The sequence below is a fragment of the Bradyrhizobium sp. G127 genome, from assembly GCF_021502575.1.
Lineage (GTDB): Bacteria > Pseudomonadota > Alphaproteobacteria > Rhizobiales > Xanthobacteraceae > Afipia.
Genome location: NZ_JAKFGN010000001.1, coordinates 618,214 through 642,044, shown reverse-complemented (window position 1 = coordinate 642,044; position 23,831 = coordinate 618,214). Strand labels below are relative to the sequence as shown.

Annotated in this window: 20 protein-coding genes and 1 tRNA gene; 9 read left to right on the top strand and 12 right to left on the bottom strand. The window is 58.8% G+C overall.

Annotation, left to right across the window (positions count from 1 at the left end):
• Position 1: 1 nt before the first annotated feature.
• Genes LVY71_RS03055 through LVY71_RS03040 form a run of 4 tightly spaced genes read right to left on the bottom strand, consistent with a single transcriptional unit; the run spans position 2 to position 3,631 of the window.
• Entirely contained in the window at positions 2-985 is a 984-nt protein-coding gene (locus LVY71_RS03055) for a 2-hydroxyacid dehydrogenase (protein ID WP_235098064.1), read from the bottom strand.
• Positions 985-1,782: an ABC transporter permease gene (locus LVY71_RS03050; RefSeq protein WP_235098062.1), complete on the bottom strand. Its 798-nt coding sequence runs from the start codon at positions 1,780-1,782 to the stop codon at positions 985-987. Before LVY71_RS03050 ends, LVY71_RS03055 begins: the two co-directional genes overlap by 1 nt.
• Positions 1,779-2,594, bottom strand: coding sequence for an ABC transporter ATP-binding protein (locus LVY71_RS03045; RefSeq protein ID WP_235098060.1), 816 nt, complete (start codon positions 2,592-2,594; stop codon positions 1,779-1,781). Before LVY71_RS03045 ends, LVY71_RS03050 begins: the two co-directional genes overlap by 4 nt.
• Positions 2,595-2,602: 8 nt before the next feature.
• The gene (locus LVY71_RS03040) at positions 2,603-3,631 is read right to left on the bottom strand and encodes an ABC transporter substrate-binding protein (protein WP_235098058.1); all 1,029 of its coding nucleotides are present in this window, start codon (positions 3,629-3,631) and stop codon (positions 2,603-2,605) included.
• A gap of 163 nt (positions 3,632-3,794) precedes the next feature.
• On the opposite strand from LVY71_RS03040, the gene LVY71_RS03035 reads away from it, so the two are divergent.
• From LVY71_RS03035 to LVY71_RS03025, 3 genes are all read left to right on the top strand, one after another.
• On the top strand, positions 3,795-4,613 hold the full coding sequence (locus tag LVY71_RS03035; RefSeq protein WP_235098056.1) for a creatininase family protein: 819 nt from the start codon (positions 3,795-3,797) through the stop codon (positions 4,611-4,613).
• Between the two features lie 137 nt (positions 4,614-4,750).
• Complete coding sequence (locus LVY71_RS03030; RefSeq protein WP_235098054.1) at positions 4,751-5,020, top strand: hypothetical protein; 270 nt, start codon at positions 4,751-4,753, stop codon at positions 5,018-5,020.
• A 313-nt stretch (positions 5,021-5,333) separates the two neighbouring features.
• Positions 5,334-7,346 carry a carbohydrate porin gene (locus LVY71_RS03025; protein ID WP_235098052.1) on the top strand — a complete coding sequence of 671 codons (2,013 nt, stop codon included), beginning with the start codon at positions 5,334-5,336 and terminating at the stop codon, positions 7,344-7,346.
• A gap of 2 nt (positions 7,347-7,348) precedes the next feature.
• Here LVY71_RS03025 and LVY71_RS03020 read toward each other — a convergent pair whose 3' ends face one another.
• From LVY71_RS03020 to LVY71_RS03005, 4 genes are all read right to left on the bottom strand, one after another.
• On the bottom strand, positions 7,349-9,016 hold the full coding sequence (locus LVY71_RS03020; RefSeq protein WP_235098049.1) for an FMN-binding glutamate synthase family protein: 1,668 nt from the start codon (positions 9,014-9,016) through the stop codon (positions 7,349-7,351).
• Positions 9,017-9,285: 269 nt separating this feature from the next.
• Positions 9,286-10,158: a patatin-like phospholipase family protein gene (locus tag LVY71_RS03015; protein WP_235098047.1), complete on the bottom strand. Its 873-nt coding sequence runs from the start codon at positions 10,156-10,158 to the stop codon at positions 9,286-9,288.
• 126 nt (positions 10,159-10,284) lie between these two features.
• Positions 10,285-10,980, bottom strand: a complete 696-nt coding sequence (locus tag LVY71_RS03010) for a sulfite exporter TauE/SafE family protein (RefSeq protein WP_235098045.1) — start codon at positions 10,978-10,980, stop codon at positions 10,285-10,287.
• 63 nt (positions 10,981-11,043) lie between these two features.
• A complete protein-coding gene (locus LVY71_RS03005; RefSeq protein WP_249788449.1) occupies positions 11,044-13,275 on the bottom strand; it encodes a TonB-dependent receptor in 2,232 nt (743 codons plus the stop codon).
• Positions 13,276-13,623: 348 nt separating this feature from the next.
• Here LVY71_RS03005 and LVY71_RS03000 point away from each other — a divergent pair, with 348 nt between their 5' ends.
• Both LVY71_RS03000 and LVY71_RS02995 read left to right on the top strand, forming a co-directional pair.
• Positions 13,624-14,601, top strand: coding sequence for a Bug family tripartite tricarboxylate transporter substrate binding protein (locus LVY71_RS03000; protein WP_235098041.1), 978 nt, complete (start codon positions 13,624-13,626; stop codon positions 14,599-14,601).
• 642 nt (positions 14,602-15,243) lie between these two features.
• Positions 15,244-16,152 (top strand): hypothetical protein, encoded by a 909-nt coding sequence (locus LVY71_RS02995; protein ID WP_235098039.1) that lies wholly within the window; start codon positions 15,244-15,246, stop codon positions 16,150-16,152.
• A gap of 150 nt (positions 16,153-16,302) precedes the next feature.
• Here the strand turns inward: LVY71_RS02995 and LVY71_RS02990 are convergent.
• A tRNA-Ser gene (locus tag LVY71_RS02990) sits at positions 16,303-16,369 on the bottom strand.
• A 414-nt stretch (positions 16,370-16,783) separates the two neighbouring features.
• On the bottom strand, positions 16,784-18,016 hold the full coding sequence (locus LVY71_RS02985) for a class I SAM-dependent methyltransferase (protein WP_349629875.1): 1,233 nt from the start codon (positions 18,014-18,016) through the stop codon (positions 16,784-16,786).
• A 521-nt stretch (positions 18,017-18,537) separates the two neighbouring features.
• Between LVY71_RS02985 and LVY71_RS02980 the strand changes: the two genes are divergently transcribed.
• The 4 genes from LVY71_RS02980 to LVY71_RS23025 all read left to right on the top strand — a co-directional run bounded on the left by LVY71_RS02980 (position 18,538) and on the right by LVY71_RS23025 (position 20,731).
• Positions 18,538-19,008 (top strand): hypothetical protein, encoded by a 471-nt coding sequence (locus LVY71_RS02980; protein WP_235098037.1) that lies wholly within the window; start codon positions 18,538-18,540, stop codon positions 19,006-19,008.
• Between the two features lie 158 nt (positions 19,009-19,166).
• Positions 19,167-20,240 carry an NAD(P)-dependent alcohol dehydrogenase gene (locus LVY71_RS02975; RefSeq protein WP_235098035.1) on the top strand — a complete coding sequence of 358 codons (1,074 nt, stop codon included), beginning with the start codon at positions 19,167-19,169 and terminating at the stop codon, positions 20,238-20,240.
• Between the two features lie 183 nt (positions 20,241-20,423).
• Entirely contained in the window at positions 20,424-20,639 is a 216-nt protein-coding gene (locus LVY71_RS22840; protein ID WP_235098033.1) for a GDCCVxC domain-containing (seleno)protein, read from the top strand.
• A complete protein-coding gene (locus tag LVY71_RS23025) occupies positions 20,558-20,731 on the top strand; it encodes a hypothetical protein (protein ID WP_235100099.1) in 174 nt (57 codons plus the stop codon). The genes LVY71_RS22840 and LVY71_RS23025 overlap by 82 nt, the downstream gene beginning before the upstream one ends.
• A gap of 43 nt (positions 20,732-20,774) precedes the next feature.
• Here the strand turns inward: LVY71_RS23025 and LVY71_RS02960 are convergent, their stop codons facing one another.
• Both LVY71_RS02960 and LVY71_RS02955 read right to left on the bottom strand, forming a co-directional pair.
• Positions 20,775-21,542 (bottom strand): Crp/Fnr family transcriptional regulator, encoded by a 768-nt coding sequence (locus LVY71_RS02960; protein WP_235098031.1) that lies wholly within the window; start codon positions 21,540-21,542, stop codon positions 20,775-20,777.
• Between the two features lie 804 nt (positions 21,543-22,346).
• The gene (locus LVY71_RS02955; RefSeq protein ID WP_235098030.1) at positions 22,347-23,147 is read right to left on the bottom strand and encodes a Crp/Fnr family transcriptional regulator; all 801 of its coding nucleotides are present in this window, start codon (positions 23,145-23,147) and stop codon (positions 22,347-22,349) included.
• Between the last annotated feature and the right edge of the window lie 684 nt (positions 23,148-23,831).

Here is a 23,831-nt window from a genome sequence, read left to right as displayed (position 1 = left end):
ATCAGCGGCCCTTCACCGGCGTCTCAGGGATCGGCGTGATCGGCGGTTTGCCGGCAAACCATTCCTTGAGATTGTCCACCACCAGCTGATCCATGGCGTTGCGCGTGGTCACCGAGGCCGATGCGATGTGCGGCAGCAGCACGACGTTCTGCATCGCCTTCAATGCATCCGGCACCTGCGGCTCGTTGGCGAACACATCGAGGCCGGCCGCCATGATGGAGCCGTCCTTGAGCGCGGCGATCAGGGCCTCCTCATCGACCACTGACCCCCGTGCGACGTTGATCAGAACGCCGCGCGGTCCGAGCGCCTTGAGCACATCGGCGTTGATCAGCTTCGCGGTTGACGGGCCGCCCGGCGTGATGGCGATCAGCGTGTCGACGTCTTTCGCCATTTCGATCAGATTCGGATAGTGCTTGTGGGTCACGCCCTTGGCCGGGTTGCGCGAGTGATAGACCACCGGCACCAGCGACGCATCGAGGCGGCGCGCAATAGCCTGGCCGATGCGACCCATGCCAACCATACCGACCTTGCGGTCGCGCAGCGAGCCGGGGCTCAGCGGAAAACTCTGCGTGGTCCAGTGTCCCGCGCGCAGATAGCGATCCGCCTTGATGAATTCGCGGACCGTCGCGATCAGAAGACCGAGCGCGGTGTCGGCGACTTCTTCCGTCAGCACGTCAGGCGTGTTGGTGACGACGATGTTGTGGCCGGCGGCATACTTGGAATCGATATGATCGTAACCGACCCCGAAGCTCGAGACGATTTCAGTCTTGGGAAAACGCGCCAGCATCGCCGCATCGGCCTGCACCAGACCGGTGACTGCGACGCCGCGAATGCGGGCTGCCACATCAGGCGCCAGCCGCCCGAGATCGCGCTGGTTCTCGAATTTGTGCAGCACGAAATTCGCGGGAAATCCTCCATCGATGACCGGCTTTGAGGGGCCGTAGATCAGCACATCGATTTTGTCTTGAGCAGCATTCGCGGCCATTATTGTTCCTTTCCAAGCGCGCTTTCGTGCCAGCGTCGTAGCACAAGATACGAGGTCAGCGAGAGGCCCAAATAGATGACAATTCCGGCGATGGACAGCAGCAACAGCGCCGCGAACATCCGGGGAATATTAAGCCGGTAACCAGCCTCCGCGATCCGGTAAGCCAGTCCGGAACCGGCACCGGCGGAGCCTGCGGCGATTTCAGCCACCACCGCCCCGATCAGCGACAGTCCGCCCGCGATCCGCAAGCCGCCGAGAATATGCGGCAGCGCCGAAGGCAGTTGCAGGTAGCGCAGCGTCTGCGCGCGCGAGGCGCCGTACAGATCGAACAGGCCGAGCAGATTGCGGTCGACCGAATTGAGGCCGAGCGTGGTGTTGGAGAGCACCGGGAAGAACGCCACGATCCAGGCGCAGACGACGACGGCGAGATGCTGTGGAAGGTAGATCAGCAAGAGCGGCGCAATCGCGATCACCGGCGTGACCTGCAGGATCACCGCATAAGGCAGCAGAGCATATTCCAGCCATTTCGAGCGGCTGAACAGAACCGCGAGCGCGATGCCCCCGACCGCCGCCGCGACAAAACCCTGAATCGTGGTCAGGAGCGTGGTCAGCAGCGAACCGAACAGGATCGGCCAATCCTGAACCAGCTTCGTGAACACCACGCTCGGCGCGGGCAGCACATAGACCGGAATATCGTTGATGCGGACGACGGCTTCCCAGATCGCGACACCGGCCGCGAGCGCCAGCAGCGGCAACAGAAATTTCAGGGCCTGCCCCGATGTATCGCGCGCCGTCATCGCACGGCCTCGCTGGTGCTGGCTTGGGCGAGCGCCGCCGAGACGTCGCGGCAATAGCTTGCGTATTCGGCAGAGGTACGGAAATCCTCGCCGCGCGGTTCGGTGGCACCGATGTGAAACTCACGGGCGATGCGGCCGGGTCGCGAGGTCATGATCACCACGCGCTGCGACAGATAGACCGATTCGAACACCGAGTGCGTCACGAACACTACGGTCTTACGCAGCTTGCGCCACAGCACCAGCAGATCGTTGTTCAGTCTGAAGCGCGTGATTTCGTCGAGCGCCGCGAACGGCTCGTCCATCAGGAGAATGTCGGGATCGGTCACCAGCGCCCGCGCCAGCGACACACGCATTTTCATGCCGCCGGACAGTTCGCGCGGATAGACGTCGGCGAACTCCACAAGACCCACCTGCGCCAGCGCCTGATTGACACGCGCCCTTGCATCGCCGTGCGCCATATGCGCCAGATCGAGCGGAAGCTGGACGTTGGCCCGCACCGTCGCCCACGGCATCAGTGTCGGCTCCTGAAAGACGAAGCCAACATCATGGCGCGAACGATCCCGCGCGCCCCGCGCTGCCACGTGAACGCTGCCCGTAGTTTGTTCATTCAGACCGGCAATGATGCGTAGCGCGGTCGACTTGCCGCAGCCGGACGGACCGAGCAACGAGACGAATTCACCGGGACGAATATTCAAATCAAGCGGCCCGAGCGCCGCGATGCCATTGCCGTAGACCTTGGTAACATCGCGCAGCGAGACCGCGATTCCGCCCGGCAGCCCCCCGCCTGTATCATCAGCCTCGAGAATGGACATCGGGGCTGTCAGTTCCGCGCTCGCAGGTTGACACCCACAGCCTTGTTGACGAAGCGCAGGGTGTAGGATTTGCGATAATCAATGTCGCGCCGGGCCACTCCGGCACGAACCATCTTGGCGAAGAAAGCTGCCATGCGCTCGTCGTTCATGGCGCCGATGCCGTTGTCCAGCGCATCCCCGGAATCGACGATGCCATATTGCTTCATCCTGTCCACGGAGTAGGCCAGCAGATCGTCGGTCATGTCGGGATTGGATTTCCTGATCAGCGCATTCGCGGCGCGATTGTCGCCGTAGAGATAGTTGTACCAGCCGGTCACGGAGGCATCGACGAAGCGCTGCACCAGATCGGCTTTCTTCTCCGCGAACGCGGTCCGCGTTTCGATCAGAGTCGAATAACTGTTGAAACCGTAGTCAGCCAGCAGAATAACCGTGGGCTTGAATTTCGCGCGCTTCTCGACCGCATAAGGCTCGGACGTAACATACCCCTGCATCGCGCTGGACTTGTCGGCGATGAAGGGCTGGGCATTGAACGTGTAGGGCTTCACGTTCTCTTCGCTGAAACCATACTCCGACTTCAGCCACTGGAAGTAGGTCGGCATGCCTTCCTTGGAAACGAACAGCGTCAGCGGCTTGAGATCTTCGAGCTTGGTCACCTTGGATTCAGGATGCGCGAGAAAGACCTGCGGATCTTTCTGAAAGATCGCTGCGACCGCCACGACCGGCACGTTGTTCGCGACCGCGTCGAACGATTGCAGGGTGTTGGCGCTCATGAAGAAATCGAGCTTGCCGGCAATCAACTGGATGCGGTTGTTGACGTTGGGGCCGCCCGGAACGATCGTGACGTCAAGACCGTAGCTTTTGTAGGTACCGTCCGCGACGGCCTGATAAAACCCGCCATGCTCGGCCTGCGCCACCCAGTTGGTGCCAAACGAGACCTTGTCCAGATCGGCCGCTGTCTGCGCGCGAACCGGCATATCGGCCGAAGCCCAGAGCGCTATCCCGGCGGTGAACGCTCGCAGCAAACGGCTGGGGGGCATCATTGGACTCCATGGATCGTTTTGCCCATGATGGGCGACAAGGGCGTCTGGACCCGCTATTTGACAGATGCTCTTGCGGCGCAAGGCTGCTCGTCCAAGGTACTCTGCAAAGGCTATCCTGCAAATTGTCAAATCAACGTCTGTGCAAAGAAACCCCCACGCGATGACCACGATACCCCCGCAAGACTGGTCGGAGATTCGCCTATCCGAAGTGGACCCAGTGGCCGCGCGCGACTGGATCGCGGTGCTGCCGCTTGCGGCGACGGAACAGCACGGCCCGCATCTGCCGTTCGAGACCGACACGATGATCGGGCAGGCCTATCTTGCGCGCGTCCGCGAAATCGTCCCGAAAAATCTGCCGGTGACATTCCTGCCGATCGAGCCGGTGGGCATTTCAACCGAGCACCTCGCTTATCCCGGCACGCAGACGCTTGCGACGGATGTCGCGCTGAAAAAATGGATGGCGCTCTGCGATGGCATCGCGCGCATCGGCGTGAAAAAGCTCGTCATCATCACAAGCCACGGCGGCAACAGCGCTGCGATGGCGCTGATCGCGCAGGATCTGCGCGCGAAGCACGATATGCTGGCGGTGACCACAAGCTGGAGCCGGTTCGGCGCACCGGAGGGACTGTTCTCCGCGGAAGAGCTGCGCTTCGGCATTCATGGCGGCGCGGTTGAGACATCGATCATGCTCGCGGCGTTTCCCGAGTCGGTTCGGAAGGAGCGGATCGCGAATTTTGAATCCACGGAAAAGAAAATGACGACGGAATTCCGCTGGCTATCGGCAGGACGCCCCGCGCCGTTTGCGTGGGCGATGCAGGATCTCAATCCCGCGGGCGCGGTCGGCGATGCAACCGCGGCCACGGCCGAGAAGGGCAAGGCGCTGATCGAGCATGGCGCGCGCGCCTTCGTCGAATTGCTGACCGATGTGAAGACATTCGATCTGGCCAGGCTCACCAACCAGCCTCAATCACGATCTTAAACTAAACAAGGCATTGATATTGCTTTACTTATAGCGCCGTAGATTTTTCACGCCGGCGTTCGAACCGAAATCCGTCAGCGCTCCACCAATTGGCATGCGGTCCACACGGTCCGCCCCAAACAAGGATGGAGAGTTTCATGTCGATCAAGACCAGGATTGCCGCCCTCGCAGTTGCCGCTGTTGCACTGACCGGTGGCATTGCCGCCACCACCCAGGAAGCCCAGGCCGGCAAATTCCATCATCATCACCATGGCGTTGGCATCGGTGTCGGCCTCGCCGCCGGCGCGCTGTTCGCCGCTGCCGCCAGCAACGCCTACGCCAATGATTACGGCTATCGCCGCTGCGGCTGGGTTCGCCAGTTCGACGCCTACGGCAACTACATCGGCCGCGTTCGTAGCTGCTACTGATCAAGGTTGAGTTCGGCGCGACGCCTCATCCACGCCGCGTCGACCCAAGGACCCGCCCGGTTGTCCCCCCGGGCGGGTCATTTTATTTGCCCGCGGCCCGGCAGCTCCGGCACCTGTGCGCGATGTCGCGCAATTGTCATGGGCCGGTGTCATGGCTCGGCTGACCGGGCGGCCACCTGCTCGTCCATCGAACCGATTGATGCCAACGGCGCCGCTGTTGCGAAGCATTTGCAGTGAAGGCTTAATGCTTGGAAGCAAGGATCGTTTCTGATGCCCTGCGATACAACGATGACGTCCTCCGATTCGGCCCGGCATGACACAACCGCCTCATTCTTCTGGACTGCTCACAGGGATCCTTGCCGGGATTCTGCTTGGCGGCGCATGGGCACCCGCGCTCGGCGCTGACGTACCGGGTGCGTTGCCGCTCAAGGCGGCGCGCGCCGATCACGCTTTCGACTGGAGCGGTCTCTATATCGGCGGGCACGCCGGCTATGGCGGTGGCAGCCTTGGACCCGGCACAAATTCACTCCCCCAGCAGGGCGTGTTTTTCCCGCACAGCATCACCGGCCTGATCGGCGGCTATCAGGCCGGTTACAATCTGCAACTGCCGGCCAACTGGCTGATCGGCGTTGAGGCCGACATCTCGTTTACGAGTCCGCTGGATCGCCCGAAGCTGGTAGCAGCGCCGTTCAACACAACGTTCGATTATTTCGCAACGGCGCGGGGCCGTGTCGGATATGCCTTCGGAACCTGGCTGCCTTACGTGACCGGCGGCGTCGCGTGGGGCCGGACGCACATCGACCTCAATGACGCGGCTGGCAACACCATCGATACGAAAGCCCGCATGCATCTCGGCTGGGTCGCGGGCACTGGCCTCGAATTCGCGCTGGGAGGCGGCTGGAGCGGCAAGGTCGAATACAACTACATCGATCTCGGCCCGCGGACTTACGGACTTGGCGATGTACCGCTGGCCGACGTGACGGCGAGTGCCAAGGTTCACGCGGTCAAGCTGGGACTGAACTACCGGCTCTGGGATTCGCCGCCCTGGACCTCCGGCTCCACAATCAAGCCGCCAAAACTTCCGGAATCGACCGACTGGAACGTCCACGGCCAGACCACGCTCATTACGCAGGGCTATCCGAGTTTTCGCTCGCCGTATCAGGGTATGAACAGCCTTCCCGGCGCCGGCCGCACACGGGAAACCTGGACCGTCGGCGCCTTTCTCGGATGGCGATTGTGGGAAGGCGGAGAGTTTTATTTCAACCCTGAACTGGCGCAGGGCTTCGGCATCGGCAGCACGCTGGGTCTTGCGGGGTTCTCGAACGGCGAAGCGCAGAAAGGCGGCGCGGAATATCCGAAATTTCGTGCGCAGCGCTATTTCTTCCGCCAGACATTCGGTCTCGGCGGCGAGCAGGAAGACGTTGCCGACGCCGCCAACCAATTGCCGGGCAAGCGTGATATCGACCGCATCACCGTCACCGTTGGACGGTTTGCGGTCGGCGATTACTTCGACGGCAATGCATACGCGAAAGACCCGCGCGCCGATTTCATGAACTGGGCGATGTGGTCTTCCGCTGCTTACGATTTCCCGGCAGATCTGCCGGGCTTCACGCGCGGCGCTGTCGTTGAACTCAATCGCAAGGACTGGGCGGTCAGAGCCGGCCTGTTCCAGGTGCCGTCGCAACCCAACAGCGACGTTCTCACTTTCAAGACCGGCGGTGCGGTGGTCGAATTTGAAGAACGCCATGCGATTTTCAGCCAGCCGGGCAAGCTCCGCGTCGGCGTGTTCGCCAACCGGGGCAACACCGGCAACTATCGGGATGTCCTCGGGATCAGTTCTGCGAATCCCGGCCTCGACATCAACGATATTGTCATCGGCGAGCGGCGCGAACGATCGAAATACGGCTTCTACGTCAACGCGGAACAGCAGGTCGCCACCGACGTCGGCATCTTCGCGCGCGCAAGCTGGAACGACGGTCAGAGCGAGATCCTGTCGTTTACGGACATCGACCGCAGCGTGTCTGGCGGCGTTTCCATCAAGGGCAGCTATTGGGGCCGGCCCGCCGACACCTTCGCATTGGGCGGAGCCGTCAACGGCCTGTCGAACGCACACCGCGATTTTCTGGCGGCGGGCGGCAAGGGTCTCCTGATCGGCGATGGCCGGTTGAACTACGGCAACGAGCGAATTCTCGAGACCTATTACGCCGTGGCCCTCAGCAAGGCCTTCACCTTCACGGCGGATTATCAGCTGATCGTAAACCCCGCCTACAATGCGGACCGCGGACCGGTTTCGATCTTCTCAGGCCGGTTGCACGGCGAGTTCTGACGTCAGCCCCGCACGGCAACCGGCGCAAAAGCGGAAACCGGTGCGGCGGGAAGAGGTGCAAACGACTCCGCCTGCGCGAAGGCCCATGCATGGAAGCGCGGGTTTTCAACTTTGCCTTCCAGCAATTCACCGGGATGAAGTTGCGGATAGAGCCGCGCGAACGACAGCACCTCTGTTCCCGAGATGCGATGCGAGAAGTGGATCGGACGAATCTCCTGCGGATGGCTGAGCCCCGCGGCTGCGATAAGCTCCGCCAGCGCATGCAAGGTCGCACGATGATAGTTGTAGACCCGCATGGTCTTGTCCGGCACCACCAGCGCGCGATTGCGGGTCGGATCCTGAGTCGTGACTCCCGTCGGACAGCGGTCGGTGTGGCAGCTCAGCGACTGGATGCAGCCGAGAGCGAACATGAAGCCGCGCGCGGAATTGCACCAGTCCGCCCCGAGCGCCATGGCGCGTGCGAGATCGAAACCTGTGGCGATCTTGCCCGCCGCCCCAATGCGAATGCGGTCGCGTGCATTGATTCCGATCAGGGCATTGTGGACGAAGCTGACGCCTTCGCGCATCGGCATGCCGAGATGATCCATGAACTCGGCGGGTGCCGCGCCGGTGCCGCCTTCCTTGCCATCGACAACGATGAAGTCCGGATAGATTCCCGTTTTCACCATCGCCTTGCAGATCGCGAGAAACTCCCAGCGGTGTCCAATGCAGAGTTTGAAACCCGTCGGCTTGCCGCCCGACAAGCGCCGCATCTCGCCGATGAACTGCATCATCTCGATGGGCGTCGAGAAAGCCCGATGATAGGCCGGCGAAATGCAATCCTCGCCCATCGCCACGCCGCGAATGCGTGAAATCTCTTCGGATACTTTTGCGGCCGGGAGCACGCCGCCATGGCCGGGCTTCGCGCCCTGGCTGACTTTCAACTCGATCATCTTGATCTGGTCATCGCTCGCGACCTTCGCGAACAGTTCAGGGTTGAACGTCCCATCCGGATTGCGGCAGCCAAAATATCCCGATCCGATTTCCCAGATCAGGTCGCCGCCGTTTTCGCGATGATACGGACTGACGCCGCCCTCGCCGGTGTCATGGGCGAAGTTTCCTTTCTTTGCGCCGGCGTTAAGCGCGCGCACCGCATTGGGACTGAGCGCACCGAAGCTCATGGCCGAAATATTGAACACCGATGCCGAATACGGCTTCGTGCAGTCCGGACCGCCGATGGTGATGCGAAAGTGCTCATCGGCCAGCGGCTTCGGCGACACCGAATGATTCATCCACTCGTAGCCACCGGCGTAGACATCTTCCTGTGTACCGAACGGTCGCTTGTCGAGCACCATCTTGGCCCGCTGATAAACGACGGCGCGGGTGTCGCGGCTGAACGGCTTGCCATCCTTTTCGCTCTCGAAAAAATACTGCCGCATTTCCGGCCGGATTTCCTCCAGCAGAAACCGGATATGCGCGGAGATAGGGTAGTTGCGCAGAACAGCATGATTCTTTTGCAGCAGATCATGAATGCCGAGAACCGAGAGTGCCCCGAAGATCACAATCGGAATCGTGAACAGCACGATGTCTTCGAAGTCGTAGATTGCGCCACAAACCAGCAGCGCGGTGATGAAAATGCAGAGGGTCAGAACGATGAATCGAGGGGAGAAGAGCAGCATGAACGTTTGCATGAAAGGCCTCGATAACGGGTTCGGCAAAACCGCCCAACATCTGCATGTTGGCGTGTTTCAGCGCGCGGGTCGATAGCCCAATCGGAACAGCGGCGATAGACGAAAATCATACACGAAACCGGGAGGGTTCAACATCACCGGACTGAATGCCGGCCCGAGATCCGACGTCATTGTGTCATATCGTGCAGGTAGAGCTTTGGGCGGCCTTTGAATTTATTGCAAAGCAATAATTCTGCCGGTGTTTATTCCATTCACTTCCCCCCGAACGGTCAGTGGCTATGCGGACGCATCTCGCCGGGGATGCCGCCTTTCTCGAGTCCACCATCCGCGAGCCACGCCTCCGTGCTCTTGATGGCCCGCACGATGTGCGCGTCACTGCGGGTGAAATCGTAGGGCGAGCCGACCAGCGGGCACAGCGGCGGCACCACGCAGTATTCAATCGTGGACTCCAGATATTCCAGCTCGGTGGTCATCTGCCGCGAGATCAGCAGCGTCAGCGCATGCAGCGCCGTAGCGACCGCTCCGACCGGCGGCTCGCTACCGGCGCAGGCAAATCCGGTCGGCATGATGATGAGCCGCTGCGCGCCTTTTTCTATGGCGACACGGATTGGCGTATTGCTCGATATCGCACCATCGGCGAGATAACGATCATTGTATCTGACCGGAGCGAATGCGCCGGGAATGGCCGTGCTGGCCACAATCGCCTCAGCGGCGGAGCCCTTCGACAGAACGACCGTCTCGCCGGTCACGATGTCGGTGGTCACGATGTGAACCGGAACCACGGCGTCTTCGAGTTTCTTGTACGGAAGATGATCCTCGATCAGCTTGCGAATACCCTCGTGCGAAATCAGGAAATCCCGGCGCCACAAAAAGTTCAGGAACGAATGAAGCGACACCGGAAAGACGTCCTGCCGCGTCAGGCCCCGCCAGATGTCCGCCAGCTTTCTGACGCCATCCAGTGTCGGCGCGCCGGCATAGTAAGCACCGTTCATTGCACCGACGCTCGATCCCACGATCAGATCAGCTTGCACGCCATGAGCGGCAAGCGCCTGCATCATGCCGACCTGGATCGCGCCGAAACTTCCGCCGCCTGCGAAAACGAAAGCCGTCTTTTTTCCGGTATGCCCGTCTCTTCCGTGCATCGCGTGCGACAATGACCTCTGCACTATCTATCCGCAGCAGGTTCGCCGCGAACTCGCGGAGTCTATATCAACGCGCGACAAAACAGAGCAATCAAGATTGCTTGTTCGGCTGTAGCGGAAACGGCCTCAGGTCAACGCCGTCGCATAGATCGTGATGGATCCGATCGCGATGGTTACGATGGCCACGACCCCTTGAAGTGCACGATTGGCCCAGGTCAGCCAGCGCGCGGAAATGACGAGCGGAACTGCAATGACGGTGGACAACGCCCCCATCCCGAGCATCGATCCCATTCCGAACAACAGCACGTACAACAGGCCATATTCCGGGCTGGCGGCCTGGGTGACTGCAAGCACCAGCAACGCAGCCGAACCGGCCATGCCGTGCATCAGGCCCACCAGCAGAGTTCGCCACCGGAACCCGTGCCCATGCGCGTGAGCGCTGCGCTGGTGCGGAGCCGGGTCGGCGGCGTGGCTATGCAAATGAAAGTGCTGGATGCCGTCACCATGCCGGTGCTGATGGAAATGGACGCGATCGCGCCATAGCCGCCACAGCACATGCGCACCGAGCCCGACCAGCATGACACCGACGGCGGTTTCCAGCGGGCGCGAGACGTGTTCGGGAATGGCATGACCGAGCAGGATCGCGGCGCCTGCGGAGACGAAAAGGGTCAAGGTGTGGCCCAAACCCCAGGTCAGCCCGTGCCTGACGATGTCGCCGACATTGGAACGGCGCGCGGCGATGCTGGAGACCGCTGCGATATGATCGGCCTCGAGCGCGTGCTGCATTCCGAGCAGGAAGCCAAAACCCAGAATTCCAAACATCCGCGCTACATTCTCATATGACGGTGGACCATAACCGATATCGACGACCTGCAAAGCCCTTTGTCAAAACTGTCCGGCCATGGTGAGGCGCAGGGCGAATGGCTCGACAGGATGCAAGACCCGGTCCATCACGCCGGTCTGGCACACCGCAGGTGGCGCGATCTGTACCGGATGACACTGTGCAAACAGCGCATCGGTCTTCAGCAACGATCCGTAGGCATAGGTGATCTGGTCCGACTTGCTGTCTGTCAGGTTGTAGGCATCGAGCTGGATACGCCAGCCGTTGTCGAACCTGAAACCGACCTGCCCGTTCAGGAGACCGGTGGCGGGCGATATGAACGCGCCGTCTTCGGTTAGCGGGCGCGGCCCGAAATAGCGATAGCGCAGCGCTCCAAACCATCCGGTTCTTTCACCGAGCCTGATGCCCGCCGAGGCGATCATGTTCGGCGCGCCCGGGATGAAATTACCCGGCGCGTTGCCGATCTGCGCTTCCGGATTGCCGGCCAGTTCAGCGTAAGCGGCAGCTTGAGCGGAATTGTCGCCGCGAAACCGCGCATGGGTTACCGCGATGTCGCCGTCAAGCTGAAGCCACGAGACGGGCTTGTAGTGATTGCTCCATTCCACGCCATAACGGCGGCTCGGCCGGCTCGGCTCGGTGTCACCCGCATCGCCGACAAACAGGGTCTCGGAGTTGGAGTCGAGCACAAACAGACTAAGGGAACTGTCGAGGCCGGGAATAATCCTGGTACGGACGCCGACTTCGGCGCCGCGCGTCCTGACCAGGAACGGCGATGAATCCACCGGTGTTCCGTCGTTGGACGGAGATTCCCTGATGGTGACGCCGCGCGCGTCGTTGCTGTGGAATCCTTCACCGGCGTTGACGAAGAACTCTGTTTTGGCGAACGGCCCGAACACGAGACTGAATTTCGGGCTGCCGATCGACGCCGCGGCGTTGCCGGAGTTGGCCGGCGTCAGAAGCGAATTGACGTTCGTGGTGTAGAAGTCGCCACGATAGCCAACGACGGTGCGCATCCAGTCCGTCCAGCGAACGGTATTCTGGATGAAGAGTCCGACGCTGCCCTCTTTCACCTTGTCGTCGCGCGTACCCCCCAAGTATTGCCGCTGGTAAGTATTCGACAGCGCGACCTTGATGTCGTCGTAACGGCTCTGGATGCCGATTTCGGTCTGCATCGGCAATCCGGCAAACATCGTGTTGAACGTGTGCGAGGCATTCACACCGGCCAGTACGCGATCGTCGCGCTGGTGAAACTGGTCACCCTGATCCGGGTTGTCGAGAAAGAAAGTGAAGTTGTTGTAGAGATCGAGCGAGCTTTTGATCGCATAGAAATTGATCTTCGACGTGCCGTCCTTGTCGGTCTGCGCCCATTTTCCTGAAATGGAGAACCGGTCGGAGTTGCCGCCGTCGGTCGGATCGAGCGCACCGTACAAGCCGACCTGACCGGAGGTGATGGCACGCAGTGGAATCTGGTCGGTCGAATTCCAGCGATTGGAATAGGCCATGCCGGTCAGCGAAAAGCCGTCGGCGGCGTTGCCCTCGGTATAGCGCACGACCGCGTTCAGCCTTCGCAGCTTGTCCGGATTGTCCCACGGGCCATTGTAGGTATTGGCCTCGCTGGCGATCAGCAGGTTACCCTCGCCGACCTTGGTCGAGGTAATCCCAAGCCCGCGTCTGTAGCCGAAGCTGCCGACCGTCGCCAGCGCCATTGATTTCTGGACGGTGTCGATCAGTCCGATATGGACCGCCCCGACTGACGAGAAATCGCCCTCATCGGCGAAGTACGGCCCCTTGCGCACATTGATCGAACCGATCAGTTCCGGGATCAGGAAGTTCAGATCGGCATAGCCTTGGCCGTGGCCGTGAGTGCGCATGTTCACCGGCATGCCGTCGACCGAGATCGCCAGATCGGTGCCGTGATCGAGATTGAAGCCGCGCAGAAAATACTGATTGGCTTTGCCGTCGCCGCTGTGCTGCGTAACGATAAGGCCCGGTACGACCTCCAGCGCCTCGGCTGGCCGCGAGAACGGCCGGGCGTTGACCTCAGTGCCCGACACATTTTTCTCACTGGCTGACGCGACCGGTGCCTGATCAGGATCGGTGTCCGCAGCAGTCGCCCCTGTTACCGGGGCTGCGCGCGATGTTTCACGGCGGGCCGGGCGCGCGCGTGGCGCAACGACATCGACGTTGGGAAGGGTCGCAGACTCCGCCGGCGCGCTGCTTTGCGCCGATGCACTCGATGCGACTGCAAGCACCGCTGCCGCAGTAACCCCGATCAGAAGCGAAGTGCCGAAACGTGCAGTCGCATGATGTCGCGAGCCGCCGCAAATCGCCAACGTCGCGTGATGTCCCAAGCTCAATCGTGAAATTGGTACGCCCCCGCACAACCCGAACCGGCATAGCAACGCTCGCACGCAGAGTATGATATTGTCAATAATTCATCATACTTATACGCCTCGCGACGCTCTCGGCGACGACACGCCCCCCTTGTCTGGGAGACCGGGTTACCAGATCATTCGCACCGTTAAATGCATCATGCTAACTGTTCTGCTCGTCATCGATCCGGAGTTATCCGGCAAGCGCGTCCGCACAAGCGGCGCAATCAAATATCCTCGGGAGGAAAAGCCGTGAATTTGAAATCCAACTGGTTCGCCCTGTTCATGCTTCTAGGCGGCGCCGCCGTCGCCAGCCACGCCGAGGCCCAGACGTGGCCGGAGAAGCCGATCACATTCGTCGTGCCGTTCGCGGCAGGCGGAGGCACCGATGCCTTCGCCCGGCCTCTCGCCGCACAGCTCGACATGCAGCTGGGAACGCGTGTGCTGATCGAAAACCGCGCGGGCGCGGGCGGCACGGTGGGCGCCTCGCAAGCATCCAAGGCCGCACCCGACGGCTACACCTTCTTCGTCGGCGCGGCGCATCATGCCATCGCGCCTGCGCTCTATCCCAATCTCGACTACAATCTGGAGCGGGACTTCATCCCGGTGGCGCTGATTGCGCGGCCACCGCAGGTGATCGTCGTCAATCCCGACAAGGTCGCCGCAAAGACACTTGCGGAATTCGTCGCCTATCTGAAAGCCAACCCGGACAAACTGAACTACGGCTCCGCCGGCGGCGGCACCACGCATCACCTCGCCGGCGAGTTGTTCAAGATCCTGACCCAGACCCGGATCGTCCATGTGCCATACCGTGGCGCCGGACCTGCCATGCAGGATCTTGTCGCGGGCCATGTGCCGCTGGTGTTCGACGGACTCGGCTCATCGGCCGCGCAGATCAGGGATGGAAAGTTGCGTGCGCTGGCAGTCGCCGCGCCAAAGCGCGTGCCGGCATTTCCCGATATTCCCACCGCCGCCGAAGCAGGCGTCCCCGGTTACGAAGTCTCGACGTGGTACGGCGTATTCGCGCCGAAGAACACGCCACCGGCCATCGTGGAGCGCATGACCAGGGAATTGCAGAAGGCCATGCAGACGCAGGCGATCAAGGACGCATGGGAGCGCAACGGCTCCGACGTCCCCGACGTCACGGGCAAAGCCTTCGCAACCATGGTGTCGGCGGAAACCGTGCGCTGGCAGAAGGTCGTCACCGAAGCTGGCGTGAAGCTGGACTGAACGCACTGCAAAGCAAGAGTGCGCGCGGGTAGCGGCGAAGATCGCGCCGCTACCCCTTTTGTGCAAACGCCACACGGCACAACAAAACATCAAGGCGCGGTTGGCAAAAAAATGATGGCAATGTTTTTTGCAAGCTGCCCATGCATTTCGCTTCGCACTCATCACCGTCATTCCTTCGTCTAAGAACAGCGGCTTGCCTCTTTCTTGGAAGCTGAGAAGCTTTGCAAAAAGCAGCAGCAGCGATTGCGTTTCCATTCATCAAGCTGACACACGACGCGTACGCTGAATTGCGTATGCCTGCGCTCTGTCGCGATCAGAAATTTAACAACCATTTCCATCGACATGCAGAATAGGACTGCGCCGCAGGCATTTCTTTCATTTGTTTAAGCGCGACAGCGATAGAGACATTCCTGCCACACCACTGGCACACGAATTGCGAGACAGGGCGCGACGCGAATGACGGCAGGCAATCAGTCTGCAAGTCGGACGTGATGGCTCACTCGCAAAGCGAGTGAGTCTGAAACGCAAGCGGAGCGAGCAATGCCCTCGCTCTGAGCAGATTAGGGGTGTCAGATGACTACGACTACAAGATCGATACAGCGCGGTCTCGCTTTGGCTGCGTCTTTTGTTACGGCGGCCTTCTTGACCACGGCGGCAACGGCGGCTGACTTGCCGGTCTATACCAAGGCGCCGCCGCCGCCTCCGCCGGTTCTCGATATCCATGGTTTCTTCGATGCAAGTTTCGGCGGCGACTACATCACCCCGCGCGGCCTGCACGTCACCAACACCGGCCTGACCTCGCAGCTCGCGATGGGCCTGTCCGCCGATCTCTATAAAAACAAAACCGGCCCGATCAACCTGATCACTGTGTACGCAGGCATCTGGAACAATCTATGGAGCAAGCAGAATGATCCGCGCGTCGGTTCATGGAACGAGTTCGACTGGTGGGTCGGCAGCAAGGTTACGTTCCTGAATAACTGGGCTATCGACGGTCAATACATCGAGTTTCTGAGCCCGCCGGTGAACGGCTTCCGCACAGAGCGCAACATGTCGGTCACGCTGTCCTACGACGATACGTCGTGGGGGCTGCCGGTCCAGTTCAAGCCTTACATTCGCGGCTGGTACCAGTTCTCCGGCTCGTCGAACGTGACAACCGGTAAGGTCGGCAGCGGCTATACCGAGTTCGGCTCGATTCTGACTCTTGATCTCGTCAAAAAAGGATATGGCGTCGTCTTCACGGCTCCCACATGGGTCTCGGTCGGTCCGAAGGAATTCTGGACTGCCGACGCCACAACGGTGTGCGGAACGATCGCTACGCCATGCGGCACCAACAACGCCGGCGTGTTCTCCACCGGTCTGACCGCCACCGTTCCGATCACCTGGATTCCGAAGAACTTCGGAAACTGGTCGGTGCGCGGCGGCTTCCAGTACTATCACCTGATCAACGACTATCTGTTGCAGGGTCAGGTCAACACCGGCGTCGCCGCGACCTTTGCCGATGCAAAGCGCGACATCGTCGTCGGCTTCGGGGGCATCAACTTCAACTTCTGATCATCCCGCATCATGCGACTGCAAACCCCGGGGGCAACATCCCGGGGTTTGCTTTTCATTTCATGGCCGGGTGCGGGCTTCAGATCTGAAGATCCGCCAAACCAGCCGGGCCACGCAAAAAGCATACAGAGCGATGATGGCGCGATAAGTTGGCGATCCCGGGAAGACTCGAACTTCCGACCTGCGGTTTAGGAAACCGTTTTCACCTCAACAACTCCAATAACTTACGACTGTCGTGTTGCAGATACGTTGCAATGGGACTGGCCACAGCCAATTTCCAGTCGCTAGTTAGCTGACCACGATGACCGCGGCCAAAGGCGGACATTCCCCGGAGTCCATTTTTTGCCCGCAACGAACGCCCACGTCTGTCATTGCGGCGTTAAGCTGCAAGTGCTTAGCACTCGGACTTGAATGGCCATCCCACAGTCGAATGCCTATCGCGAGCGAATGTCGCTCGTAGTGTGCCTATTAATCACGGTCGTTCTGTCACTGCCGTCACACCAGTTGCTCCAGTTCACAAACGGTCGGCGGCACGTCGGCATGGCTACGCTTCCTACCGTCATCCGATCATCAGTTTCAACTATTTCAATCTCGGTCGTTACCTAGAAAATGACGAGTTATAGGGGCTAAATCAACGCGTCACGTCGCCGAGGTGCGAGCGCTCCCAGTCAAGGACATAATCTCGGGTCAGCGGTACAGCGTCGATGCGTTTGCTCACCTGAATTTGGAAATTCAGCAGACCGCTGTGGCGGAATCCTGCTTCGCAACCAGCCAAATAGAATTCCCACATGCGGCAGAAGCGCTCGTCATAGATCTCGGCGACGCTCTGCCGGTTCACATTGAAGCGGCGCCGCCATGCCTTCAAGGTTTCCGCATAGTGCAAACGCAACACTTCGATGTCTGTCACATAAAGTCCGGCCTGTTCGATGGCTGGTAGAATCTCGGAAAGCGCGGGAACGTATCCACCGGGGAAGATGTACTTGTTGATCCAGGCATTGGCCGCGCCGGGACCATCAGCACGGCCAATCGTATGGATCAATGCAACACCATCCTCGTTGAGGAGGTCCCTGACCTTCTCGAAGTATTCACGGTAATGTCCGACGCCGACATGTTCGAACATGCCGACCGACACGATGCGGTCGTACTGGCCTACTTCTTGTCGATAGTCCTTTAGGAAAAATCTTACGCTATCTTCTGCACCAATCTCGAAGGCGCGTCGTTGCGCATATGCTTGTTGCTCGGTCGAGAGCGTCAGACCTGTAACGTCAACGTCGGCAACCCGCGCAAGATAAAGACCGAGCCCACCCCACCCCGATCCGATGTCAAGGATCCGCTGGCCTGAGCGGAGCAAGAGTTTTGCCGCGAGATGCCGCTTTTTCTGTTCCTGTGCGCGCTCCAACGTATCGTCGGGTGAGACGAAATAGGCGCAGGAATATTGGCGATCGGCGTCAAGAAACATCTCATAAAGTGTGTCGGAGAGATCGTAATGGTGCGCAACATTCACACGTGCGACTGGAATGGGATTATGTTGGGCGATGCGTCGGACAAGACGCCTGATAACGGCGCGAAGGCGCTGTAGCCCATGCCCGCTGCCCCAGCCCATATTGGCAAAACAGAGAGCGAGGAAATCGTAGATATCGCCGTCTTCAACGACGAGCGCGCCGTCCATATAGGCCTCTCCAAAGGCCATATCGGGATTTAAAATCAACCGAGGAATTACGCCGGGATCAACGATACGAATGGTTATAGATGGTGAACCGTTGCCGATACGGTGCGAACAGCCGTCTGGCGCGACCATGGTCAATGCGCCCTTGCGGATAATCTGCTGTAGCAGTCCCCGCAGTAGAAACACGCCGGTGTTCACTCCAGTATTTTGAGCGACTGGCGTGGGTTTGACCGCCTCATCTCATTTTCATCAAGCGGTTGGAGTCTGCTGGAGGTCGTAAAGATCGAGGAACGGTCAGACTGAACGCTCATTTTTAGCTCCGTCCCTGTCGACGACGACCGATTGGCAGTCAACTACCGGCCGCGGCTGAATTCTCTGATGCGGATTAAACAACCGCGCTCGACTACGAGCGCGATCCGGCACGCGCCCCGAACCTTCCCGCTCCATTGACCTCGGCGAACAGCCGAAACCGTCTGGCTCCCTGCGGCGTCGCCAAATAATCTGGAGACGAGCTTGCTCGTGTCATGCCGTCAATTGTTCTGATCAATCTTGCTTCTGCCGAAGCTGTTCGAGCAGACCGGGCTGTGTTTAACGTGGATTAACGTTTCGATCGCAGAAAGATGAAACATCATCGATATAGGCAGATTTCAGCGTTTGGATACTATTAAAGCCGCCATCCGCGCGAGATTTGCTCCTACTACAGGATCATGGAGAATCTCATGAAAGTCGCGTCGAAACTCCTCGCTGGACTTCTCGTCGTTAGCTCTGGCGCCCTCGCCCACGCGCAAATGCCCAGCGAACCGCCGGCGACGCCGTTGCCTCAAACATCGCCAAGTGGCCCCATGACGAGCAACAGTATGCAGGGCATGCAGCCTTCCATGAAGAAGATGCAGGAGCAGATGGCGAAGATACATTCCACGTCCGATCCTGTAGAGCGCCAGAAACTGATGACCGAGCACATGTCGACCATGCAAGAGGCGATGGGGACGATGATGAAGATGGGCGGCCCCAGCATGGGAATGATGCCTGGCGTCGGGATGATGCGGGGTGACAGTAAGAAGTCGTCAACCACGCGGGAACCGCATGATATGCGCGGACGCATGGGGATGATGGAAGAGCGTATGGGAATGATGCAGATGATGATGGAACAGATGATGCAGCATCAGAACATGATGGACCGTCGGCAGTAATTTACATGGCGGGTATTGAAACCTGTTGCATGTCGTCCGGCCGAAGTCATTGATCGTCATCTAAGACGGCTGCCTGATGAAAGCGTAGAAGTGAACAATGGTCCTACCGAGGCCATGGACACCTTGGCAGTCACCACGTTTGTGAAAGGAGACGTCTCATGGCGAAGATGAAGGCTGCCGTCTTTGTCGAACCTGGCCGGATCGTTCTGGACGAAAAGCCGATTCCGGATATCGGTCCGCTCGACGCGCTGATCAGGATCACGACCACGACGATTTGCGGAACCGACGTGCACATTCTCAAAGGCGAGTACCCGGTGGCCAAAGGCCTGACCATCGGTCACGAGCCAGTAGGCGTTATCGAAAAGCTCGGCTCCGCCGTTACGGGATTTCACGAAGGCCAGCGCGTCATTGCCGGCGCGATTACGCCAAGTGGCCACAGCAACGCGTGTCTTTGTGGCTACCACTCGCAAGATGGCGCGGGCACCAAGCACGGCTGGAAGCCGATCGGCGGATGGAAGTTCGGCAATACCATCGATGGCTGCCAGGCCGAATTCGTATGTGTTCCCGACGCCTTGGTTAATCTGAGTCCTGTACCTGATGCTTTGACCGACGAGCAAGTTCTGATGTGCCCAGACATCATGTCGACAGGTTTCGTCGGCGCAGAGAACGGAGATATTCGCATCGGCGACAGTGTCGTGGTCTTTGCTCAAGGACCGATCGGGCTTTGCGCCACGGCGGGCGCCAAGCTGAAAGGCGCCACCACGATCATCACTGTCGATGGGGTCTCTGAACGATTGGCAGTATCGCGCAAGCTCGGAGCGGATTTCACAATCGATTTCAAGAAAGTGAATCCGGTAGAGGAGATCATGAGGATCACTGACGGTCGCGGGGTCGATGTTGCCATCGAGGCGCTGGGTACGCAATCGACCTTCGAGGCAGCGCTACGCGTGCTCCGGCCGGGCGGCACGCTGTCGAGCCTTGGTGTGTATTCGACTGACCTCACCATCCCGCTCGGGGCCTTCGCAGCTGGACTGGGCGATCATAAGATCGTAACGGCGTTATGTCCGGGTGGAAAAGAGCGGATGCGGCGCCTTATGGGTGTGATCGCTTCAGGCCGGGTCGATCTGACATCGTTGGTCACGCACCGCTACAAGCTCGACGATATCGAGAAGGCCTATGATCTTTTCTCTCATCAGAGAGACGGAGTGCTGAAAGTCGCGATTACTCCCTGATATCGGACGCAGCGCTTATGGCGGAGCTGACCATGTGATATGCGCACTGATGCGCTCGGATTCCTTAGTCAGTTTATCCAGCTGCGTGTTTCGGTAATGTCTCAGTTTGAAGATAAACTAGCAGAAAGGGGCCGCACGCCCACCATAGATGTGTTATAGTTAGCAACAAGCAGGAAGCTATCCGTGCGGCTGGAATCAACCCTCACCTGTCCGAAGTGCAACTATCAGGCTATCGAGACGATGCCGACTGATGCCTGCCAGTTCTTTTATCACTGCAAAGGCTGTGGAGCGAGACTAAGACCACTAGCAGGCGACTGTTGCGTATTCTGTTCTTTTGGATCTGTGCCGTGTCCACCGATCCAGAGCAGCACCAGCTGCTGTACGGGGAAGACCACTTAGATGCCCATAGCCCTAAAGCCGATAAGCGCTCGACCGACGTCATAAGACCTGCCGTCATGATCGGCTGGATCACGACTGGCGATATCGAGTAGAGCGCGGAGCCACGCATACAGCGTCAATACATGGACACCAATGTTAGGCAGACGGATGTCGGCCTGTCCATGAAAGGACCGTTTGGGGATCAATCCCAGCGACATCCACTAGCTTGTCGGGATTCAGAATACGGAGTCGTCGATAGTGGAACTCGACAATCTTTTCGTTGGAAAGGCCACGCAGGATCCGATTGACGTGGATCCCAGTCAAACCTGTCGCGTCGCCAATATGCTCCTGGGTTAAAGGAAGATGCATTTCCTCCGAACGATAGGCTGGCCACGTCATGCGATACCGAACATAGAGCTCAAGTAGGGAACGTGCGACCCGTTCGCGTGCCGAGCGCTGCCCGACACTTGAAAGGTGATCATATGCAAGATTCCGCTCACGCCAGACGGTCCAGGCGAGGCGCAATCCAATTCCGGGATGTTCCTCGATGAGTGGCCCGAGGTTTTCATGCGGGATGACGCAGACTGTGGCTTCCGTTAAGGCCTCAGCACCGTAGACTGCGACAGGTCCAGGATAGAGCCCAAGCAACGCCCCAGGGAGCACAAAATGGAGGATTTGACGACGCCCATTTTTGATCAGGCTATATAAGAATACCCATCCGTCAACGAGATGATAGAGCCCCGCACACGGTTCAGCCGGCCGAAACAGATCTTCACCAGCGTTAATTGTACGATCGCTCGACTTGTAGCCTGCAAGAACCTTCCGCACTTCCGAGGCACAGTCTCCGCACAACCCTTCAATACTTACCCGACAGGCGACACAATCAACCGGTAGTGCTCTTGATCTTCTTGGAAAACTCGCCATCGCTTGACCACCCACGTCGTCGCAGACGAACTCCCTCGCCTAGGGGGAGTGGGTGGAAGGCCGAATCTTGGAATTTCAATGGTTTCCACTTCAGCAATCCGAGACCTAAATTTGAGGTAGCACCTCTCCTTTTATTAAGACGCTTTGGTCTGTGTTATATTACACTTTACATAACTCCGATGTTTACATCTGGTGAGATTTGTTGGGATCACCATCGCCTCGTGATGGCGCCCGAACACTCACGGGGGTGGCATAGCGACTTTCGTGCACCCCTCGTCGCATCCCGCAGTGTCATCGCCCGACGATAATTTCTCAAGCGTTCGGTTGGCCCACCGAAGCTACATACGAGCGCTTTCCTGCTTCCGAAACCGAGAAGCCTGCATCACGATCCCCATGTAGAACGCCTACATAACCCTCTGCACCGCAGTCATTTCTGAGACACGCAGAAGATAATGGAGGAATATGACGTGACCTCCACCAGACATGGATCACCTCAGGCGACAGTTTCCGAAGTGCTTCGGTAAGATCGTGTTCACCGAGCAACCTTCTCAAAATGCTCGTCGTCTTGAGAAAAGCTAAAGCGCTTCCATGACGGGGCAATCCGAGAGAGCAATCTGCTGTCACCGTCCCGATTTGAACGATCCAGTCTCTAATTATGATTCAAGATGGTCCCTTCTTAGGCAAACATGATGGCCGCTGCAAATCAGCAGCTCAAGGCTCGCACAATCGGAGCAGAATATCTAAATGCTGCCGACGATGCGACGCTAACAACATCGCAGCGTCGATGGATGTGAATGGGTGAGACTAGTAGAGGAAACGCTGGGCATTTTCCTCATTCAACAAATCACTATCGATCCATGCCATAGCAACACGCGGATCGATTCCAGCAACATCAACGAGTCTGTCCGGATTTAGGATACGAAGGCGTCGATAGTGAAATTCAGCCACCCCTTCCTTTCGTAAATTTCGCAACACCCGATTGACATGAATGTGGGTGAGACCCGTTGCGTCACCAATGTGCTCCTGAGTCAACGGCAGATACATTTCCTCGCTGCGATGTCCTGGCCAACGCAGCCGACATCGAATGAACAGTTCGAGAAGCAAGTATGCCACCCGCTCTCGTGCGGAACGTCGACCCATACTGGACAAATGGTCATAAGCGAAGCTACGATCTTGTGAGATGAGACCTGCAAGCTGGATTCCGATCTCAGGATTGCTCATAGCAAGACGCCCAAGATTCGAATGCGGAATGATGCCGACGGTCGCATCGGTAAGGGCCTGCGCGCTATAATTCATCACTGAACCCTGTGTAGGCATAAAGGCCAGCACGGCTCCTGGCAGGGCGAACTGGAGAATTTGCCGACGACCATCTTCCATCAAACTATACAGGGCAACCCACCCGCTGATGAGGCTGTAGATTGCATCGCCTTTCTCACCGGCGCGGAATAGATCACATCCCGCCTTAATCTGGCGATCTGTTGACCTATAGCGGTCATCTATATCCAACCCGCGCGTTGCGCGGTCGGCATCAAAGTCATCCCCGCGCACCGGACTGGTTTGACGATTTGAGGAAATCTTTCTTGCCACACTCATCAAGCTTAACATCTTTCGACTCCCAAAGAACTGAGCACACATGTCTCATCAAGGACGGGTTCGAGAACCGAGACCCGCAGCATCTATTGCCTTCCGGTCGAACGCTGCTCACCCGCGAAACCAGCGATGGCGTGTTCGATCGAGAGCTTGATCAGAGAGTGATTCTGGGGGGTCGAAACTGGCTATCCGATTGAATCGAAGACAGGTACGTTTGGGGGAGTGGAAAATCCAATTTCAAAATGAGGCTTTGAGCAGCGGACCAGCCCGTAGCAATCATACCTGCCGTACAACCAGCACAGCACGAGCCGACCTCAAGACCATGACGATAGCCTGATTCCTCATCAAAACGAGCGACAGTTATAATTGCAGGCTTGGCAACAGAGGCGACTATAGCCGGCTGTTTTGCAATCAACTTAGTCGCGGCTTGCGTAACATGTGGTGCCGACTTATCGCCATCTTGGCATGCATACGAGGGCATGACGGTCACAAACGTAAACAAGAGTAGGATCGCCGCGACAAGCGATGCCCACTTCAGCACCGTTCCACCACGCTCTAAAAGCGAGATTGCACTATTGGGCCGATTTGGCGATGGCAAGGCTAACATGCCGCGCTCGTTCAATTTCCGAGGACACAGGACACACTGCAATTTCAATAATCGTGTCCGCCGCCCAGCGGCTTGATCTGTATCAATTCGCG